Source organism: Micromonospora chalcea, from assembly GCF_028768405.1.
Lineage (GTDB): Bacteria > Actinomycetota > Actinomycetes > Mycobacteriales > Micromonosporaceae > Micromonospora > Micromonospora chalcea.
Genome location: NZ_CP118233.1, coordinates 4,349,292 through 4,365,480, shown reverse-complemented (window position 1 = coordinate 4,365,480; position 16,189 = coordinate 4,349,292). Strand labels below are relative to the sequence as shown.

The following is a 16,189-nucleotide window of genomic DNA, read 5'->3' as shown; positions in this document are numbered from 1 at the left end:
GGGATGCCGAGTGACGCCGCACCCGACCAGTCCGCCTCCGACGGCTACCTGCAACGCGCCCATCTCCTCGCCGAGCTGGGCCGCTACGACGAGGGCATCGGCGAACTCACCGCGCTGCTCGCGGACGAGCCCGGGCACCTGCCCGCGTTGACCATGCTGGCCCGGATGCACCTGGCCGCCGGGCGTCCGGTGGAGGCGCTGGCCGTCGCCGAGACGGCCGTGACCCCAGTTCCGGACGCCGTGACAGCCGACGGCGAAACGTCCGCCGTCGAGCCGCCCACTGCCGCTGAGACGTCCGGGACGCGTGCCGCCGACACGGCCGGGGGTGTCCTGCCGGTGCTCGTGGCCCGTGGCTTCGCGCTGCTCGACCTCGAACGCTGGAAGCCCGCAGCGGCCACCGCCGACGAGATCCTGGCGCGCGGTCCGGGCGACGCGTACGCGCAGCGCAGCGCCGCCGCCATTCTCTCCGCGTCGCGCAACGGGCAGGCGGCGCTGGACGCGGCGTGGCGGGGTGTCGAGCTGGCCCCGGAGGAGCCGGAGGCGCACCTGGTGCTGGGCCTGGTCGCGGTGCGGCTGCAACTGTTCGACCTGGCCGAGCGGGCCTACCGGGAGGCGCTGCGGCTGGACCCGGAGCTGGGCGAGGCGGGGCAGGACGTGGGCGTGGCCCGGCTGGAGCGACGCCGCTACGCCGAGACGCTGGAGCACCTGACCGCGCTGGCTGACCTGCCGGTGGCCCGGCCCGACCCGGTCCGGACCGTGGACGACGGCATCCGGCGGCTCCTGCTGGCGGTGGCCGGCTGGTCGCTGCTCGCGAGCCTGCTGGCCGGCGTCCTGGCCCCGGCCTCGTCCGGCGCGTCCCGGCTGTTCGCGGCGCTGTCGGTGGCCGGCGTGGCGGTGCTGCTGCGGCGTCCGGCGACGTGGCGGCCCGGCCTGCGGGAGGCGATGTCGCGCGGCCTGGCCGTGCCGGTCTGGGCGGCCGCCGCCGCGGTGCTGCTGCTTCTCGTGTACGCGCTGGTCGGCAGCCCGTGGCCGCTGGCCGGGGTGGTGACCGCGTCGGTGGTGGCCGGACTCACCGCGTTCGCTCGCCGGTGAGAGGGTAGGAGGACCGGAAACACCGGCTCAAGGAATGCGGGGACCCGTGCTCACCGTCAATGCCTACGCGGCGACGTCCGCGACCGAACCGCTTGTCCCGACCACCATCGAGCGGCGGGATCTCGGCCCGGACGACGTTCTCATCGACATCAAGTTCTCCGGCATCTGTCACTCCGACATCCACACCGCGCGCAGCGAGTGGGGCCCGACCCGCTACCCGATCGTGGTCGGCCACGAGATCGCGGGCGTGGTGCGTGAGGTCGGCTCGGCGGTCACGAAGTTCGCCGTCGGCGACCGGGTCGGCGTCGGCTGCCTGGTCGACTCCTGCCGGGAGTGCGACAACTGCCGCAAGGGGCTGGAGCAGTACTGCCTGAAGGGCAGCACCGGCACGTACGGCGGGGTGGGGCGGGACGGCAAGCCGACCCAGGGCGGCTACTCGCAGGCCATCGTGGTCACCGAGGACTTCGTGCTGCGCATCCCGGACGGCATCGAGCTGGACGCCGCCGCGCCGCTGCTCTGCGCCGGCATCACCACGTACTCGCCGCTGCGGCACTGGAACGCCGGGCCGGGCACCCGGGTTGCGGTGATCGGCATGGGCGGTCTCGGCCACATGGCCGTGAAGCTGGCCCACGCGATGGGCGCCGAGGTGACTGTGCTGTCGCAGTCGCTGAAGAAGCGGGAGGACGGGCTGCGGCTCGGTGCCGACCACTACTACGCCACCTCGGACGAGGAGACGTTCCGTGAGCTGGCCAACTCGTTCGACCTGATCATCAACACGGTCAGCGCGACCCTCGACATGGACGCGTACCTGCGGCTGCTCGCGGTGGACGGGACGCTGGTCAACGTGGGCGCGCCCGAGGATCCGCTGTCGGTGCACGCGTTCTCGCTGATCCCGGCCCGCCGGTCGTTCGCCGGGTCGAACATCGGCGGCATCGCGGAGACCCAGGAGATGCTCGACTTCTGCGCCGAGCACGGGCTGGGCGCCGAGATCGAGGTCATTGGAGCCGAGAAGATCAACGAGGCGTACGAGCGGGTGCTCGCCTCCGACGTGCGCTACCGCTTCGTCATCGACGCGTCCACGTTCTGACGACCGCGTGCGAAGGGGCCGCGTCCGTGCCGGGCGCGGCCCCTTCTCGCGTACGTCAGGGCTTGCGTGCCCAGGTCCAGGCGTAGCCGTCGTCCTCGCAGTCGGCGGCCGCGTCGCAGAGGTCGAGCGGACGGAACGTGTCCACCATGACCGCCAGCTCGTCGAAGAACTCCGCGCCGATCGAGCGTTCGGCCGCGCCCGGCTGGGGGCCGTGGGTGAAGCCGGACGGGTGCAGCGAGATCGAGCCCTGCTCGATGCCGGAGCCGCGCCGGGCCTCGTAGTTGCCGCCGGTGTAGAACAGCATCTCGTCGGAGTCGACGTTGTGGTGGTTGTACGGCACCGGGATGGCGGCCGGGTGGTAGTCGACCTTACGCGGCACGAACGAGCAGATCACGAAGTTCGGGCCCTGGAACGTCTGGTGCACGGGCGGCGGCTGGTGGATCCGCCCGGTGATCGGCTCGAAGTCGTGGATGGAGAACGCCCACGGGTACATGTGCCCGTCCCAGCCGACCACGTCGAACGGGTGGTTGGCGTAGACGTACCTCGTCCACCCGCGGCGGTGCTTGACGAGCACCTCCACCTCCTCGCCGTCGACGAGCAGCGGCGTGTCCGGTCCGCGGACGTCGCGCTCGCAGTAGGGCGCGTGCTCCAGGAACTGTCCGCGTACGGAGAGGTAGCGCTTGGGCGGGCCGATGTGGCCGGACGCCTCGACGGCGAGCAGCCGGGTCGGTTCGTCGCCGGTGGGCACCAGGCGGTGGATGGTCGAGGTGGGGATGACGACGTAGTCGCCCGCGACCGCGTCGAGCACGCCGAACGGCGACTCCACCCGCATCGACCCGGCCTCCAGGTAGAGGCAGTGGTCGCCGGTGGCGTCGCGGAACAGCGGTGACGGGCGGTCGGCGAGCACGTACGCGATGCGTACGTCGTCGTTGGCGAGCAGGTACTGCCGGCCGAGCACCGGGTCCGCGCCGGTGCCGTCGAGCTTGTGGGTGCGCAGGTGACGCGGCTTGAGCGGCAGGTTCGGCACGCGGGTGACGGTGGGCGGGGCGAACTCCTCGGCGGCGAGGATCGCGGTCGGCGCGTGCCGGTGGTAGAGCAGCGACGAGTCGGAGGAGAAGCCCTCCTGGCCGACCAGTTCCTCCGCGTAGAGCGTGCCGTCGGGCTGGCGGAACTGGGTGTGGCGCTTGCGCGGCACGTCGCCGACGCTGCGGTAGTACGGCATTTCGCCTCCCGATATGTCCCGTTCTCCGGCCGGTGGCGTCCGATAATCGGACGCTGTTGTCCGTTCCTCGTAGCGTCCCGTACATTCTTGTCTCGTGTCAACGCAGGTGCCCCGCCTCCTCTCCGGCCTGGTGGACGACGCCGCGGTCTTTCCGCCCGGAAACGCCGCGCTGCCCGACGCGGTGACCGCGCACCGCACCCACCGCGCCGCCTGGTACACCGACATGGTCGGCCCGCTGCTGCTGCCCGCCTCGGAGATCCAGCGCGGGTCGCTGCGCGGCCTGGTGGACCCGGCCGAAGGGCTGGTCATCGGGCTGATCGGCGACACCGGCCTGGACCAGCTCCCGCAGGCGCTGGACGCGCTCGCGCCCGACGGGGTGACCGCCCGGCAGATCGAGGCGCCGGTGGCCAAACGCGGTGAGGACCCGCAACCCGGGCTGTCCGAACTGGTCGCGCTCGCCGACCGGCTCGACGGCACCGCCGTCTACGCGGAGATCCCGCTGACCTTCGGGCTGATGGGCGCGCTCGACACGCTCGCCGAGGCGCGCGCGGACGGGCTGCCGGTGGCCGCCAAGTTCCGTACCGGCGGGCTCGCCGCCGAGCTGTTCCCCACCCCGGTCGAGCTGGCCGCGGTGATCTGCGCCTGCCGGGACCGTAAGCTGCCGTTCAAGCTCACCGCCGGGCTGCACCACGCGATCCGGCACCGCGACCCGGAGACCGGCTTCAACCACCACGGTTTCGTCAACGTGCTGGGCGCCACGCTCGCCGCCGTCGGGGGCGCCGAGGTGGACGGCGTGGCCGAGCTGCTCGCCGCCACCGACCCGGTCCGTGTGGTCGAGCCGGCGCGGGCGCACCGCGACGCCGAGCGTCCGCTCTGGGTCGGGTACGGCTCGTGCAGCATCTCCGAACCACTTACCGATCTGATCCGGCTGGGGCTGGTGAACGGAGGCTTCGAGGCATGACCGAACGCACCGAGCGGAGCGAGGGCCGTGAGGGCGTGCCCAGTCTGCACGGCATGACCGAACGCACCGAGCGGAGCGAGGGCCGTGAGGGCGTGCCCGGCCGGCACGGTATGACCTGGGTACCAGGGGCGGCGGGGTCGCCGTACGGGGTGACGAACCTGCCGTACGGCGTGTTCCGGCACGGCGAGGGCGAGCCGCGTATCGGCGTCCGCATCGGTGACTTCGCGCTGGACCTGGCCGGCGCGGAGGCCGCCGGTCTGGTGCTCGCCGGTGGCGCGCTGGGCCGGCCGACGCTCAACGCCTTCATGGCGCTCGGCCGCCCGCAGTGGACGGCGGTCCGGCAGCGGATCGTCGAGCTGCTCACCGAGCCGGAGCACCGGGCGGCGGTCGAGCCGCTGCTGGTGCCGCTGCGCGAGGTCGAGATGGCGCTGCCGTTCGAGGTGGCCGACTACGTCGACTTCTACTCCTCGGAGCACCACGCCTCGAACGTCGGGCAGATCTTCCGGCCCGGGCAGCCGCCGCTGCTGCCGAACTGGAAGCACGTGCCGATCGGCTACCACGGCCGGGCCGGCACCGTGGTCGTCTCCGGCACCCCGGTGATCCGCCCGACCGGGCAGCGCGCCAGCGCGCAGGGCCCGACCACCGGCGCGTCGGTACGGCTGGACATCGAGGCCGAGGTGGGCTTCGTGGTGGGCGTGCCGAGCCGGCTGGGCGAGCGGGTGCCGGTGGCCGGCTTCGCCGACCACGTCTTCGGCGTGGTGCTCGTCAACGACTGGTCGGCCCGGGACATCCAGGCGTGGGAGTACCAGCCGCTCGGGCCGTTCCTCGGCAAGTCGTTCGCCACGTCCGTCTCGGCCTGGGTGACGCCGCTGGAGGCGCTCGCCGATGCGTTCGTACCCGCGCCGGACCAGGACCCGCCGGTGCAGGACTATCTGCGCGACACGCCGCACCTCGGGTTGGACCTGACGTTGTCGGTGCAGTGGAACGGCGAGCGGGTCGCCGAGCCGCCGTTCGCCGGCATGTACTGGACCCCGGCGCAGCAGCTCGCCCACCTCACCGTCAACGGCGCGTCGCTGCGTACCGGTGATCTCTACGCCTCCGGCACCGTCTCCGGTCCGGAGCGCGGCCAGGTCGGGTCGTTCCTGGAGCTGACCTGGGGCGGGTCCGAGCCGGTCAAGTTCGCCGACGGCAGCGAGCGGACGTTCCTGGAGGACGGCGACACGGTGACGATCACCGCCACCGCGCCCGGCCCGGACGGCACCACTGTCGCGCTGGGCGAGGTCACCGGGACGATCCTCCCGGCCCGCTGAGTTCTGCCTTCCCGAACGGCCCCGGTCGCACCCGATGTGCGACCGGGGCCGTTTCCTTCCGCGTTTATCGCTCCGGATCACGTACGCCCCGGACGGCGGCTCCCGGCCGGAACGGAGTCGCCGATGGTGCCGGGTCGGGGGGCGTACCCGGGTAGCCGAACAGGAAGGACGAGCATGACCGAGTTGACCGGCGCCGTCTGGCGCACCAGCAGCCGCTCGAACGATCAGGGCCTCTGCGTCGAGGTGGCGACGAACGTGGTCGCCGCGCACGGCGTGGTGGGCGTACGCGACTCCAAGGACCCGGACGGCCCGGCGCTCGCGGTGAGCCCCCCGGGCTGGGCCGCGTTCGTCACCGCGCTGCGGGGAGGTTCGTTCCGCGGCTGACCGTCAGTGCCACACCCCGGTGCCCCGACGATCGGGGCACCGGCGGTGGAAATGTCACAGCGAGGCTCCCCGTTTCCCGTCACGGCCCGTACCGTGTACGACACGGGAGGTGCCATGTCGACGGTCACGGTGTCCGCATTCATCGAAGCGCAGGCCGCCGACCTGTGGCGCCTGCTGACCGACCTCCCGGCCCGCGCCGACTGGCTCTCGGCGGTGAGCGCGGTCGAGGTCCTCGGCGCCGGCGGGTTCGGGCCCGGCTCGACCTGGCGGGAGACCCGCGTCCGGCCGGACGGCGGCGCCGAACCGGAGGAGTTCGAGGTGATCGAGGCGGTCGCCCCGAGCCGCCTGGTGCTCGGCTCGCGCGGCGCCGGCGCAGACTACCGCATCACCTGGACGCTGCGCACCGTCGAGCGGCGACGCCGCGGCTGCACCGAGGTCACGGTCGAGCAGGAGGCGGCGCCGACCCGCCCGTACGGCCGGGTGTTGGCCCTGATCCTCGGCGGCCTGGCCGCCCGCGCGGTGGAGGGCGCGCTCCGACGCGACCTGGCCGACCTGGCGTCGGCCGCCGGACCGGCCCGGTCCTCCGAGGCCGCCTGAGCCGACCTGGCCGCTCGCCGCGCCCGGCCCGGACCTGGCCGGTAGGGTGCCGGGTCGGAGGTGACGGATGGCGAAGGCCGCGAGGCGGCGGGCCGTGGTGGCGCTGGTGGCGGTACTCGCCGTCGCGGCGACGGTCGCCGTGGTGGTCCGGGTGCTGGCGCCGGCCGAGGTCGAGACCGTCGCCCGGGAGCCGTACCCGGCTGCGCCCGCGCCGACCGCCGGGGTGATCGGGCGGCTGCCGGTGGCGCCGCTCGTCGTCGACGGCCGGCTGCGCGTCTACGCGGGCGCCCGTCAGGTGTACGCGGACCAGCCGGTCACCGGGCGGCACCGGGTCACCCCGTTCTGGTCGTACCGTCGCTGGCCGGCCACGTTGACCGGGGTGCTCGCCCAGGACACCACTGTGGTCAGCCGCTGGTCCGACGGGAAGCTGGTGGCGCTGGACGCGCGTACCGGACGGGTCGCCTGGCGGGCCGACGGCCCGGAGCCGGGGCCGGTGCCGGAGCCGAGGCGGACCTACGCCGGCACGGTCTGGGACCCGGCCGGGCTGCACGTCGCTCGTGCCGCCGGCCGATCCGTGCTGGTGTCGGCGGGTCCCGGCGGGGTCGGCGGGTACGACCTCGCCGACGGGCGCCGGCTCTGGCGCGCCGACCTGCCCCGCGACTGCCGGGCCGACGTGGGTACGACAGCCAGCGGCGAAGTGGTCGGGGTGGACAGCTGCGAGGGGCCGCCCGTGGTCGAGCTGCGGGACGCGGCGACCGGCACGGTACGGACCCGCTGGCGTCCCCCGGACGCGCCGGATCAGCTCGTGGTCACGCCGGTCGGCTGCCCGCACGGGCACTCCGGCTGCCGCGGGTTGCGTACCGCCGGGCCGGGCGGTGCGGGCGGCAAGGGCTGGCTGGTGACCGACCCGGGCGAGCCGAGCGCCGCGCCGGGCCTGGACGCGATGGACACGGTGCTGGACGGCGAGCGGGTGGTGGACACGTCCGGCCCGGTGGTGGTCGGGCGTTCGGCGCGTACCGGCGCGGAGCTGTGGCGCCGGGCGGACATCCACCCGGCCCGGGTGCTCGCGACCGAGCCGGGGCGGGTGCACCTGCTGACCGACCGGCGGGAGCTGGTCACTGTCGACCCGCTCACCGGCGCGACCCGGTCCAGTTTCGTGCTCGACGTCGGGCGGGACGGGATCGGCTGGCGGCCGGGCCGGGCGTACGCGGTGGACGGCTACGTCGCCGTGGAACGGCTGCGGGAGAGCGCCACGCCGGAGGACGACGACCAGGGCTACTTCCTGATGGCCGAGCCGGTGCTGCTCGCCGCCACCTGACCGGCGGTTCGGCCTGCAAAACGGACAAAAGCCACTATTGTTGTCGGAGGAGACGCCCAGGGTCGGTCCGTAGGGGGTTGACGGACCGGCCCCGGGCGCGCCCCGGTCAGGCCAGGGCGGACTCGGCCACCGCCAGGAACGCGTCGTTCTCGGCGGGGGTGCCGATGGTGACCCGGACGCCGTCGCCCGGGAACGGGCGGACGATCACGCCGCGCGCCTCGCACGCCCGGCCGAACTCCACCGCCCGCTCGCCGAGCGGCAGCCAGACGAAGTTGGCCTGGCTCTCCGGCACGTCCGGGACGAACTTGCGCAGCGCCTCGGTGACCCGGTCCCGCTCGGCCACTACCAGCGCGCAGCGCCGCTCCACCTCGTCGGCCTGCGCCAGCGCGGCCAGCGCGCCGGCCTGGGCGGCCATGCTGGTGGAGAACGGCGTGACCACCTTGCGCACGGCGGCGGCCACCTCCGGCGCCGCGACCAGCCAGCCGATCCGCAGGCCGGCCAGGCCCCACGCCTTGGACAGCGTGCGCAGCACCGCCACGTTCGGCCGGTCCAGGTAGGTCAGGCCGTCCGGCACCTCCGGGTCGGTGACGAACTCCCGGTACGCCTCGTCGATCACCACGAGCACGTCGTCCGGCACCGCGTCGAGGAAGCGGTCCAGCTCCGCCCGGCGCACCGCCGTACCGGTCGGGTTGTTCGGGTTGCAGACCAGGATCATCCGGGTCCGGTCGGTCACCGCCGCCGCCATCGCGGTGAGGTCGTGACCGTGGCCGGCGTCGTTCGGCACCCGCACGCTCGTCGCGCCGCTGGTCGCCGCGATGATCGGGTACGCCTCGAAGGAGCGCCACGAGTAGAGCAGCTCGTCACCGGGCAGGCAGGTGGCGCGGACCAGGTGCTCGGCCAGCGCCACCGAGCCGCAGCCGGTGGCGATCCGGTCGGGGTCCACGCCGTACCGCTCGGCGAGCGCCTGACGCAGCGCCACCACGCCCATGTCCGGATAGCGGTGCGAACCCGCCACCGCCTCGGCGACCGCCTCCACCACGCCGGGCAGCGGGCCGTAGGGCACCTCGTTGCTGGCCAGCTTGATCGCCTCGGGCAAACCCAGCTCCCGCGCCAGGTCGGCCGGGCTGCGGCCGGGCACGTAGTTGGGCAACGCGTCCAGGTCGGCGCGGGTGAGCCGCAGCGGAGGCTGGTGGCGTCCGGTCTCGGTCATGGGGTGTCTCCCGGGGTGTCGGCGCGGTCGCGCGGGGTGGTACGGGGGTCGGGCCGCTTACGGGGAAGCTGGACCACCACCGTCTGCGCCCGCTTGTCGTGCAGGGCCTGGCGCAGCGGCTGGTCGAACAGGGGCGAGACCGCGTCGATGAGCTGCAGCAGCAGACCGAGCCCGCAGCAGTACCAGAGCAGCGTGGGCAGGCCGAGCGTGCTCCAGCGCCGGGTGGCCCGGCCGAAGCCGAGCGGCTGGTCCGCCTCGACCGGCAGCGCGCGTACGCCCATCAGCCGCTTGCCGAACGTCTGCCCGCGCGCCGCCATCGACGGCACCTCGTAGGCGTACCAGAGCGCGGTGGCGATCACCAGGATGGCGATCTGGAGGCCACCGGCCTGGTCGTCGATCTGGGGCAGCCCCTCGGTCGAGGTGTCACCGTTCATCGCGCGGCGCACCGACTCACGCAGGTACGGCGCGACGGCCTCGAAGTAGCGCCAGACGAACCAGCCGTTCACCACCGCGTTGAGCAGGAACACCACGCCGAAGTCGATCAGGCGGGCGACCAGCCGCGCGCCGTACGAGGCGAGCGGCAGCCCGTGCGGGCGCGGAATCGGCTGCGCGCCCGGCCAGTGCGGGTACGGCCAGCCCGGCGGCGGTCCCTGCGGCGCCGGCCCGGCCTGACCGGGCTGCCGCGGCCACGGGCCGCCCGGCCCCGGCTGTCCGGGCTGTCCCGGCTGCCCCGGCTGTCCCGGCCAGGGACCGGGCTGTCCGGGCTGTCCGGGCCAGGGGCCGGCCTGACCCGGTTGGCCCGGTTGGCCCGGCTGGCCCGGCCACGGTCCGCCCGGCTGGGCGGGCGCGCCGGACGACGGGGCGGCCTCGGACCCGCTACCCGTCCCGGCACCGGGCGTCGCGGCGGCGGCCGGCTCGGGTTCGGCGGGCGGTGGACCGTCGGGCGGGGTGACGTCGACCGGGATCGGCGCGCCGATCCAGCCCTCGCCGTCCCACCAGCGGCGGGTCTCCGGGTCGGCGGGGTCGACGTACCATCCAGGTTCCAAGCTCACAGCGCCGTCCTTGTTCCCGACTGCGGGGCTCGCAGGCCCGGCTCACTCCTCGCGCTCACGGGCCAACCTTAACGACGACCGTTCCGGCGAACTTGTCGTGGAGGCACTGCTGCCAGGGCTTGTCCCACAGTTGCCAGAAACCGTCGAGGTAGTTGAGGAACGGCACGAACATCCCGCCGGCGAACTCGACGGCCCAGCGCTTGCCGAGCATGCCCCGGCTCAGCGCGGCGTCCGGCTGCACCGGCACGATCCGCAGCTTCATCACCTTCTTGCCCAGCGTCTGGCCGGTCCGGCGGGCGTACTCGACGTGGTAGACCCAGTAGAAGACGAGCATGAGCAGCAGGACCCCGAGCTCGGCGGCGAGCAGCGGCAGGAACACGCCGGTCCAGAGTTCGGCCGGCTCGGGACCGTTCGGGCCCGCCTGCTCGATCTCGTCGATCATCCGGACGAAGACGAGGGCGAAGACCGGCAGGAACAGCACCATCGTCACCGCCATCGCGACGGCGGTGTCGATCAGGTAGGCGATCAGCCGGTCACCGAAGCTCGCCAGCGGCTGCCCGTTCGGCGCCACCGGGGGCGGGACGGGCCTCGGGGCGTACCCCGGTGGGGGGTAACCGGGCGGCGGGTAGCCGGGCGGGCCGGCGTACCCCGGAGGAACGTGCTGCGCGGGCACCGCGGGCCCCGCGGGCGGCGCGAAGCCGCCGCCCGCGGGTGCAGGCCCGGCAGGCGGCGGCGTCGGGTTCGGGGGAGGCTGGGTCACGCCGACAGTGTTACAGGTTGCCGCGCTTCTCCTGCTCCCGCTCGATCGCCTCGAACAGGGCCTTGAAGTTGCCCTTGCCGAAGCCGAGGGAGCCGTGCCGCTCGATCAGCTCGAAGAAGACGGTGGGACGGTCCTGCACCGGCTTGGTGAAGATCTGGAGCAGGTAGCCGTCCTCGTCCCGGTCGACCAGGATCTTGCGGGACTGCAGCTCCTCGATCGGCACCCGGACGTTGCCGATGCGGGCGCGCAGCTCCGGGTCCTCGTAGTACGAGTCCGGGGTGTCCAGGAACTCGACGCCCGCCGCGCGCATGGCGTCCACGCTGGCCAGGATGTCGTTGGTGGCCACCGCGATGTGCTGGGCGCCGGGGCCCTGGTAGAACTCCAGGTACTCGTCGATCTGCGACTTCTTGCGGGCCACGGCCGGCTCGTTGAGCGGGAACTTCACCTTGCGGGTGCCGTTGGCGACGACCTTGCTCATCAGCGCCGAGTAGTCGGTGGCGATGTCGTCGCCGATGAACTCGGCCATGTTCGAGAAGCCCATGACGCGCTTGTAGAACTCGACCCACTCGTCCATCCGGCCCAGCTCCACGTTGCCGACCACGTGGTCGACGGCCTGGAAGAAGCGCTTCGGCTGGAGGCCGGCGTCGATCATCGGCTGCCGGTCCACGATCGGGCCGCGGGCCACGAAGCCGGGCAGGAACGGGCCGGTGTAGCGGGACCTGTCGATCAGGCTGTGCCGGGTGTCGCCGTACGCGGCGATGGACGCCATCCGCACGGTGCCGTGCTCGTCGCTGACGTCGTGCGGCTCGACCAGGCCGGTGGCGCCCTGCGCGACGGCGTGCGCGTACGCGGCGTCCACGTCCGGCACCTCCAGCGCGATGTCGGAGACGCCGTCGCTGTGCTTCGCCACGTGCTCGGCGCCGTCGGCGTCCGGGCGGACCGCGCCGGTCAGCACGAAGCGGGCCGAACCGCTGGTCAGAACGTACTGCGCGTGGTCGCGGTAGCCCTGCTCCGGCCCCCGGTACGCCACGCAGGTCATGCCGAACGCGGTCGAGTAGTAGTGCGCGGCCTGCTTGGCGTTGCCGACCAGGAAGTGGACGTGGTCCATGCCCTTGACCGGGAACGGGTCGCGGCTGATGTCGTGGTCGACGGCGCCGACGAGAGCGTCGACGTCGACCTCCTCGGTCGACTGGGGTCGGTCGATCGCCTGGGTCATGGTGGCCTCCCTCGCGTACCGGCCGGCCTCGTGGGCCGCCGTGGATCTGCTCTTCCGGGGAGGATCTACGGCGCACGGTGAGTTGGGCAACAGTTGGCGTTATTCCTGGTCAGGTTGTGCATTCGGTACCGTCGGACACCATGAACACTGGTCAGGATGTACAGCTCGACGAGCTGGACGCGCGCTTGATCGAACTGCTGGCGGAGGAACCGCGGATCGGGGTGCTGGAGTGCTCCCGGCGGCTCGGCGTGGCCCGCGGCACGGTCCAGGCCCGGCTGGACAAGCTGGTCGGCCGCGGCGTGGTGACCGGGTTCGGGCCGGACATCACGCCCGCCGCGATCGGCTTCGGGGTGACCAGCTTCGTCACGCTGGAGATCAGCCAGCGGCACGGCCACGACCAGGTCACCGCGCACCTGGCCGCCATTCCCGAGGTGCTGGAGGCGCACACCATCACCGGCTCCAGCGACCTGCTCTGCCGCATCGTCGCCCGGTCGAACACCGACCTCCAGCGGGTCATCGACCAGATCGTCGCCTCCGAGGGGATCCGGCGAGCGTCCACCATCATCGCGCTGGCCGAGCAGATCCCGTACCGCACGCTGCCGCTGGTCCGCTCCGCCGCCCGGGGGTAAGGAAGGGCCCCCTGTTAACGCCTGCGGAGGTGGAAGGGCCCCTTATTAACACCTGCCCGGGCAAGAAGCGCTGCGACACGCCCCGCGCGCGACCCGGGGGACCGGTGATCGTCGCTACCGTGTGCGGTGTGAAGGGCCTAGGGGTACGCGGCTGGTTGCTGCTCGGGCTCGTCACCGTGGTCGTACTCGCCGCGACAGGCGTCTGGAACCCGTTCCCGGCGCTGTGGGACTGGGTCGACCGCAGCAAGCCGATCTCCGAGCCGGACGTGGTCTGGCAGCAGCGCGTCGGCGGCACCCCGCGCAGCGTCACCATCGCCGGCGACACGGTGATCGTGGAGCAGCGCACCCGCGTCGAGGCGCGCAGCCTCGCCGACGGCCGCCAGCTCTGGGAGCGCAAGGCCGACTGGTCGGCGGTCGCGGGCGGCGACCGGGACCCGGTCGTCGCCGTGGGCAAGCTGCTGGACAAGGGGTACGAGGTGCTCGACCCGGTCAGCGGCGTGACCCGGCGTCGCGACGATCGGGCGATCGCCGTCTGGACGTACCGGAACCTGCTGCTGGACGCCTACTGCGTGCGGGCCACGGACTGCACGTTGCGGGCCTGGGAGCCGCGCGGCACCGCTCCGCTGTGGAGCGCGTTCCTGCCCGGCGTGCACAGCGGCGTGCTCGCCGACAACCCGGAGCTGCTCGGTACGCGGCGGCTGGGCGCCACCCGGATCGACGGCGGGGTGGCCGGGCCGGAGGCGGTACCGCCGCTGCTCGGCTTCCCGGTCGACGGCCGGGTACACGTGGTGGACACCGCGACCGGCCGGGTGCTGCAGAACGTCGAGCCGGGCCGGGAGGAGCGGCTGGCGGTGGTCGGCGGCCGGCTGCTCCGGATCGCGGCCACCTCCCGCGACGGGAGCTGCTACTACACCGTCACGGCAGTCGACCCGGCGACGGGTCAGCAGGTGTGGCGTCGGACCGGGATCAACCTGCGTACGGCCGACTACGCCGGCTGCGTACAGCGGGAGGACCCGCAGGGCGCGCGCAACGTCCTGATCGGTGTCGCCCCGGACGGGCGCGAGGCGGTGCTCGACGGGTACGACGGCCGTCTGCTCCAGGTCGGCGCGGACGGTGAGAAGCTGCTCGCCGTGGACGACCGCTACGCCGTGGTGCGCAGCGCCGACAAGGAGTCGCTGCTGGGGCGGGAGCTGTCGGCGGACCGGACCCGGTGGACCCGGCCGGCGGGCGGTAAGAGCGGCGCCGCGCTCACCCCGTACGCGGCGCTGATCAGCGAGGAGAAGCCGTCTCGGCTGATCGCGGTCGAGCCGCGCGAGGGCCGCGTCCTGGTCGAGCTGCGGACCGCGGCGAACGCGCTGGCGGTCGGCCCCAACGGCATGATCATCGGTGAGGGCCGGGAGATCGGGTACGTCCGCTGGGGCGCCGGCACGACCGGCGCGCCCGGGCCGGGGCAGGGCGACGCGCCGGTGGCGCCGAACCCCGGGGGCAGCTGGCAGCCGCCCGGCGACCAGGGCAGTTGCGGCCCGAAGCGGGAACTCTGCGTCGACGGCAAGTGACAGCGGGTGAGAGGTCGGGCCGCGACCCCACCTGCGGGTGTCACCGATCGACGGCTCTGCCCTAGGCTTTTCGGTCATGAGCAGTGCCGCCGCCTTCTCGTACGCACCCCTGCTGCCGACCGGCCCCGACCTGACGGAATACCGCCTGGTCACCGATGAGGGCGTGGACGTCGTCAACGGCCCGGGTGGCCGCCGGTTCCTGACCGTCGATCCGGGCGCGCTCACCGCGCTGACGGCCGAGGCGATGCACGACATCGCCCACTTCCTGCGCCCGGCCCACCTGGCCCAGCTCCGCTCGATCATCGACGACCCGGCGGCCTCGCCGAACGACCGGTTCGTCGCGCTCGACCTGCTGCGCAACGCCAACATCGCGGCCGGCGGTGTGCTGCCGATGTGTCAGGACACCGGCACCGCCATCGTGATGGGCAAGCGCGGGCGGCACGTGCTCACCGACGGCACCGACGCGGAGGCGATCTCGCGCGGCGTCTACCAGGCGTACACCCGGCTGAACCTGCGCTACTCGCAGCTCGCCCCGCTGACCATGTGGGACGAGCGGAACACCGGCAGCAACCTGCCCGCCCAGGTGGAGCTGTACGCCGAGGACCCGGACGGCCACGCCGACGCGTACAAGTTCCTCTTCATGGCCAAGGGCGGCGGCTCGGCCAACAAGTCCTACCTCTACCAGGAGACCAAGGCCCTGCTGAACCCGACGCGGATGATGCAGTTCCTGGAGGAGAAGCTCCGGCTCATCGGCACCGCGGCCTGCCCGCCGTACCACCTGGCCATCGTCATCGGCGGCACCTCGGCCGAGTACGCGCTGAAGACCGCCAAGTACGCCTCCGCGAAGTACCTCGACGCGCTGCCCACCGAGGGCTCGATGAGCGCGCACGGCTTCCGCGACCTGGAGCTGGAGGCGGAGGTGCTGGAGCTGACCCGCAACTTCGGCATCGGCGCGCAGTTCGGTGGCCGCTACTTCTGCCACGACGTACGGGTGGTCCGGCTGCCCCGGCACGGCGCCTCCTGCCCGGTGGCGATCGCGGTGTCCTGCTCCGCGGACCGGCAGGCGGTGGCGAAGATCACCCCGTCCGGCGTCTGGCTGGAACGCCTGGAGACCGACCCGGCGCGCTACCTGCCCGACGTGACCGACGAGACGCTGGAGACCGAGGAGGTCGTCCGCGTCGACCTGAACCGGCCGATGGACGAGATCCGGGCCGAGCTGTCGAAGTACCCGGTGAAGACCCGGCTGTCGCTGACCGGGCCGCTGGTCGTGGCCCGGGACATCGCGCACGCGAAGATCGCCGAGCGGCTGGACGCGGGCGAGCCGATGCCGCAGTACCTGCGCGACCACGCGGTCTACTACGCCGGCCCGGCGAAGACCCCCGAGGGCTACGCCTCCGGCTCGTTCGGTCCCACCACGGCCGGCCGGATGGACGCGTACGTGGAGAAGTTCCAGGCGGCCGGTGGCTCGATGGTGATGCTCGCCAAGGGCAACCGGTCCGCCCAGGTCACCCGCTCCTGCCAGGCCCACGGCGGGTTCTACCTCGGCTCGATCGGTGGCCCGGCCGCCCGCCTCGCCCAGGACTGCATCAAGCACGTCGAGGTGCTCGAATACGCCGAGCTGGGCATGGAGGCGGTCTGGAAGATCGAGGTGGAGGACTTCCCCGCCTTCATCGTCGTCGACGACAAGGGCAACGACTTCTTCGCCGAGGTCACCAAGCCGGTGCTCACCGTCGGCCGCCGCTGAGTTCAGACGCACAGACATCGGTGCGCCTGCCCGGTCGGACCACCGGACAGG

At 73.1% G+C, this 16,189-nt stretch carries 15 protein-coding genes; 10 read left to right on the top strand and 5 right to left on the bottom strand.

The window, feature by feature from the left end; translation table 11 throughout:
* Positions 1–3: 3 nt before the first annotated feature.
* A complete protein-coding gene (locus PVK74_RS19285) occupies positions 4–1,092 on the top strand; it encodes a tetratricopeptide repeat protein (RefSeq protein WP_274476953.1) in 1,089 nt (362 codons plus the stop codon).
* A gap of 46 nt (positions 1,093–1,138) precedes the next feature.
* Positions 1,139–2,179 carry an NAD(P)-dependent alcohol dehydrogenase gene (locus tag PVK74_RS19280; protein ID WP_064446761.1) on the top strand — a complete coding sequence of 347 codons (1,041 nt, stop codon included), beginning with the start codon at positions 1,139–1,141 and terminating at the stop codon, positions 2,177–2,179.
* Positions 2,180–2,234: 55 nt separating this feature from the next.
* Here the strand turns inward: PVK74_RS19280 and PVK74_RS19275 are convergent, their stop codons facing one another.
* Positions 2,235–3,401: a homogentisate 1,2-dioxygenase gene (locus PVK74_RS19275; RefSeq protein ID WP_043327929.1), complete on the bottom strand. Its 1,167-nt coding sequence runs from the start codon at positions 3,399–3,401 to the stop codon at positions 2,235–2,237.
* 94 nt (positions 3,402–3,495) lie between these two features.
* On the opposite strand from PVK74_RS19275, the gene PVK74_RS19270 reads away from it, so the two are divergent.
* From PVK74_RS19270 to PVK74_RS19250, 5 genes are all read left to right on the top strand, one after another.
* Positions 3,496–4,362, top strand: a complete 867-nt coding sequence (locus tag PVK74_RS19270) for a hypothetical protein (protein WP_199496058.1) — start codon at positions 3,496–3,498, stop codon at positions 4,360–4,362.
* Between the two features lie 110 nt (positions 4,363–4,472).
* The gene (gene fahA, locus PVK74_RS19265) at positions 4,473–5,672 is read left to right on the top strand and encodes a fumarylacetoacetase (RefSeq protein WP_274479290.1); all 1,200 of its coding nucleotides are present in this window, start codon (positions 4,473–4,475) and stop codon (positions 5,670–5,672) included.
* 174 nt (positions 5,673–5,846) lie between these two features.
* Positions 5,847–6,056 (top strand): DUF397 domain-containing protein, encoded by a 210-nt coding sequence (locus PVK74_RS19260; RefSeq protein WP_043327931.1) that lies wholly within the window; start codon positions 5,847–5,849, stop codon positions 6,054–6,056.
* 114 nt (positions 6,057–6,170) lie between these two features.
* On the top strand, positions 6,171–6,653 hold the full coding sequence (locus PVK74_RS19255) for an SRPBCC family protein (protein WP_064446759.1): 483 nt from the start codon (positions 6,171–6,173) through the stop codon (positions 6,651–6,653).
* A gap of 67 nt (positions 6,654–6,720) precedes the next feature.
* The gene (locus PVK74_RS19250) at positions 6,721–7,971 is read left to right on the top strand and encodes an outer membrane protein assembly factor BamB family protein (protein ID WP_113973567.1); all 1,251 of its coding nucleotides are present in this window, start codon (positions 6,721–6,723) and stop codon (positions 7,969–7,971) included.
* 106 nt (positions 7,972–8,077) lie between these two features.
* On the opposite strand, the gene hisC is transcribed toward PVK74_RS19250, so the two are convergent.
* From hisC to hppD, 4 genes are read right to left on the bottom strand one after another with little or no spacing between them, the layout of a single operon-like run.
* Complete coding sequence (gene hisC / locus PVK74_RS19245; protein ID WP_274476952.1) at positions 8,078–9,181, bottom strand: histidinol-phosphate transaminase; 1,104 nt, start codon at positions 9,179–9,181, stop codon at positions 8,078–8,080.
* On the bottom strand, positions 9,178–10,233 hold the full coding sequence (locus PVK74_RS19240) for an RDD family protein (RefSeq protein WP_274476951.1): 1,056 nt from the start codon (positions 10,231–10,233) through the stop codon (positions 9,178–9,180). Before PVK74_RS19240 ends, hisC begins: the two co-directional genes overlap by 4 nt.
* 55 nt (positions 10,234–10,288) lie before the next feature.
* Positions 10,289–10,993, bottom strand: coding sequence for an RDD family protein (locus PVK74_RS19235; protein ID WP_274476950.1), 705 nt, complete (start codon positions 10,991–10,993; stop codon positions 10,289–10,291).
* Between the two features lie 10 nt (positions 10,994–11,003).
* Positions 11,004–12,209, bottom strand: a complete 1,206-nt coding sequence (hppD, locus tag PVK74_RS19230) for a 4-hydroxyphenylpyruvate dioxygenase (RefSeq protein ID WP_043327937.1) — start codon at positions 12,207–12,209, stop codon at positions 11,004–11,006.
* 140 nt (positions 12,210–12,349) lie between these two features.
* On the opposite strand from hppD, the gene PVK74_RS19225 reads away from it, so the two are divergent.
* From PVK74_RS19225 to PVK74_RS19215, 3 genes are all read left to right on the top strand, one after another.
* Positions 12,350–12,838, top strand: coding sequence for an Lrp/AsnC family transcriptional regulator (locus PVK74_RS19225; RefSeq protein WP_013288920.1), 489 nt, complete (start codon positions 12,350–12,352; stop codon positions 12,836–12,838).
* A gap of 155 nt (positions 12,839–12,993) precedes the next feature.
* Positions 12,994–14,394, top strand: a complete 1,401-nt coding sequence (locus PVK74_RS19220) for an outer membrane protein assembly factor BamB family protein (protein WP_043327938.1) — start codon at positions 12,994–12,996, stop codon at positions 14,392–14,394.
* A gap of 76 nt (positions 14,395–14,470) precedes the next feature.
* Positions 14,471–16,138, top strand: coding sequence for a fumarate hydratase (locus PVK74_RS19215; RefSeq protein ID WP_030502831.1), 1,668 nt, complete (start codon positions 14,471–14,473; stop codon positions 16,136–16,138).
* Positions 16,139–16,189: the final 51 nt, after the last annotated feature.

Excerpts from the sequence above, each read along its gene's own strand:
- PVK74_RS19255 (WP_064446759.1), top strand. The coding sequence starts at position 6,171 with ATGTCGACGGTCACGGTGTCCGCATTCATCGAAGCGCAGGCCGCCGAC.
- PVK74_RS19215 (WP_030502831.1), top strand. The coding sequence starts at position 14,471 with ATGAGCAGTGCCGCCGCCTTCTCGTACGCACCCCTGCTGCCGACCGGC.
- fahA (WP_274479290.1), top strand. The coding sequence starts at position 4,473 with ATGACCTGGGTACCAGGGGCGGCGGGGTCGCCGTACGGGGTGACGAAC.
- PVK74_RS19285 (WP_274476953.1), top strand. The coding sequence starts at position 4 with ATGCCGAGTGACGCCGCACCCGACCAGTCCGCCTCCGACGGCTACCTG.
- PVK74_RS19260 (WP_043327931.1), top strand. The coding sequence starts at position 5,847 with ATGACCGAGTTGACCGGCGCCGTCTGGCGCACCAGCAGCCGCTCGAAC.
- PVK74_RS19275 (WP_043327929.1), bottom strand. The coding sequence starts at position 3,401 with ATGCCGTACTACCGCAGCGTCGGCGACGTGCCGCGCAAGCGCCACACC.
- PVK74_RS19250 (WP_113973567.1), top strand. The coding sequence starts at position 6,721 with ATGGCGAAGGCCGCGAGGCGGCGGGCCGTGGTGGCGCTGGTGGCGGTA.
- hisC (WP_274476952.1), bottom strand. The coding sequence starts at position 9,181 with ATGACCGAGACCGGACGCCACCAGCCTCCGCTGCGGCTCACCCGCGCC.
- hppD (WP_043327937.1), bottom strand. The coding sequence starts at position 12,209 with ATGACCCAGGCGATCGACCGACCCCAGTCGACCGAGGAGGTCGACGTC.
- PVK74_RS19225 (WP_013288920.1), top strand. The coding sequence starts at position 12,350 with ATGAACACTGGTCAGGATGTACAGCTCGACGAGCTGGACGCGCGCTTG.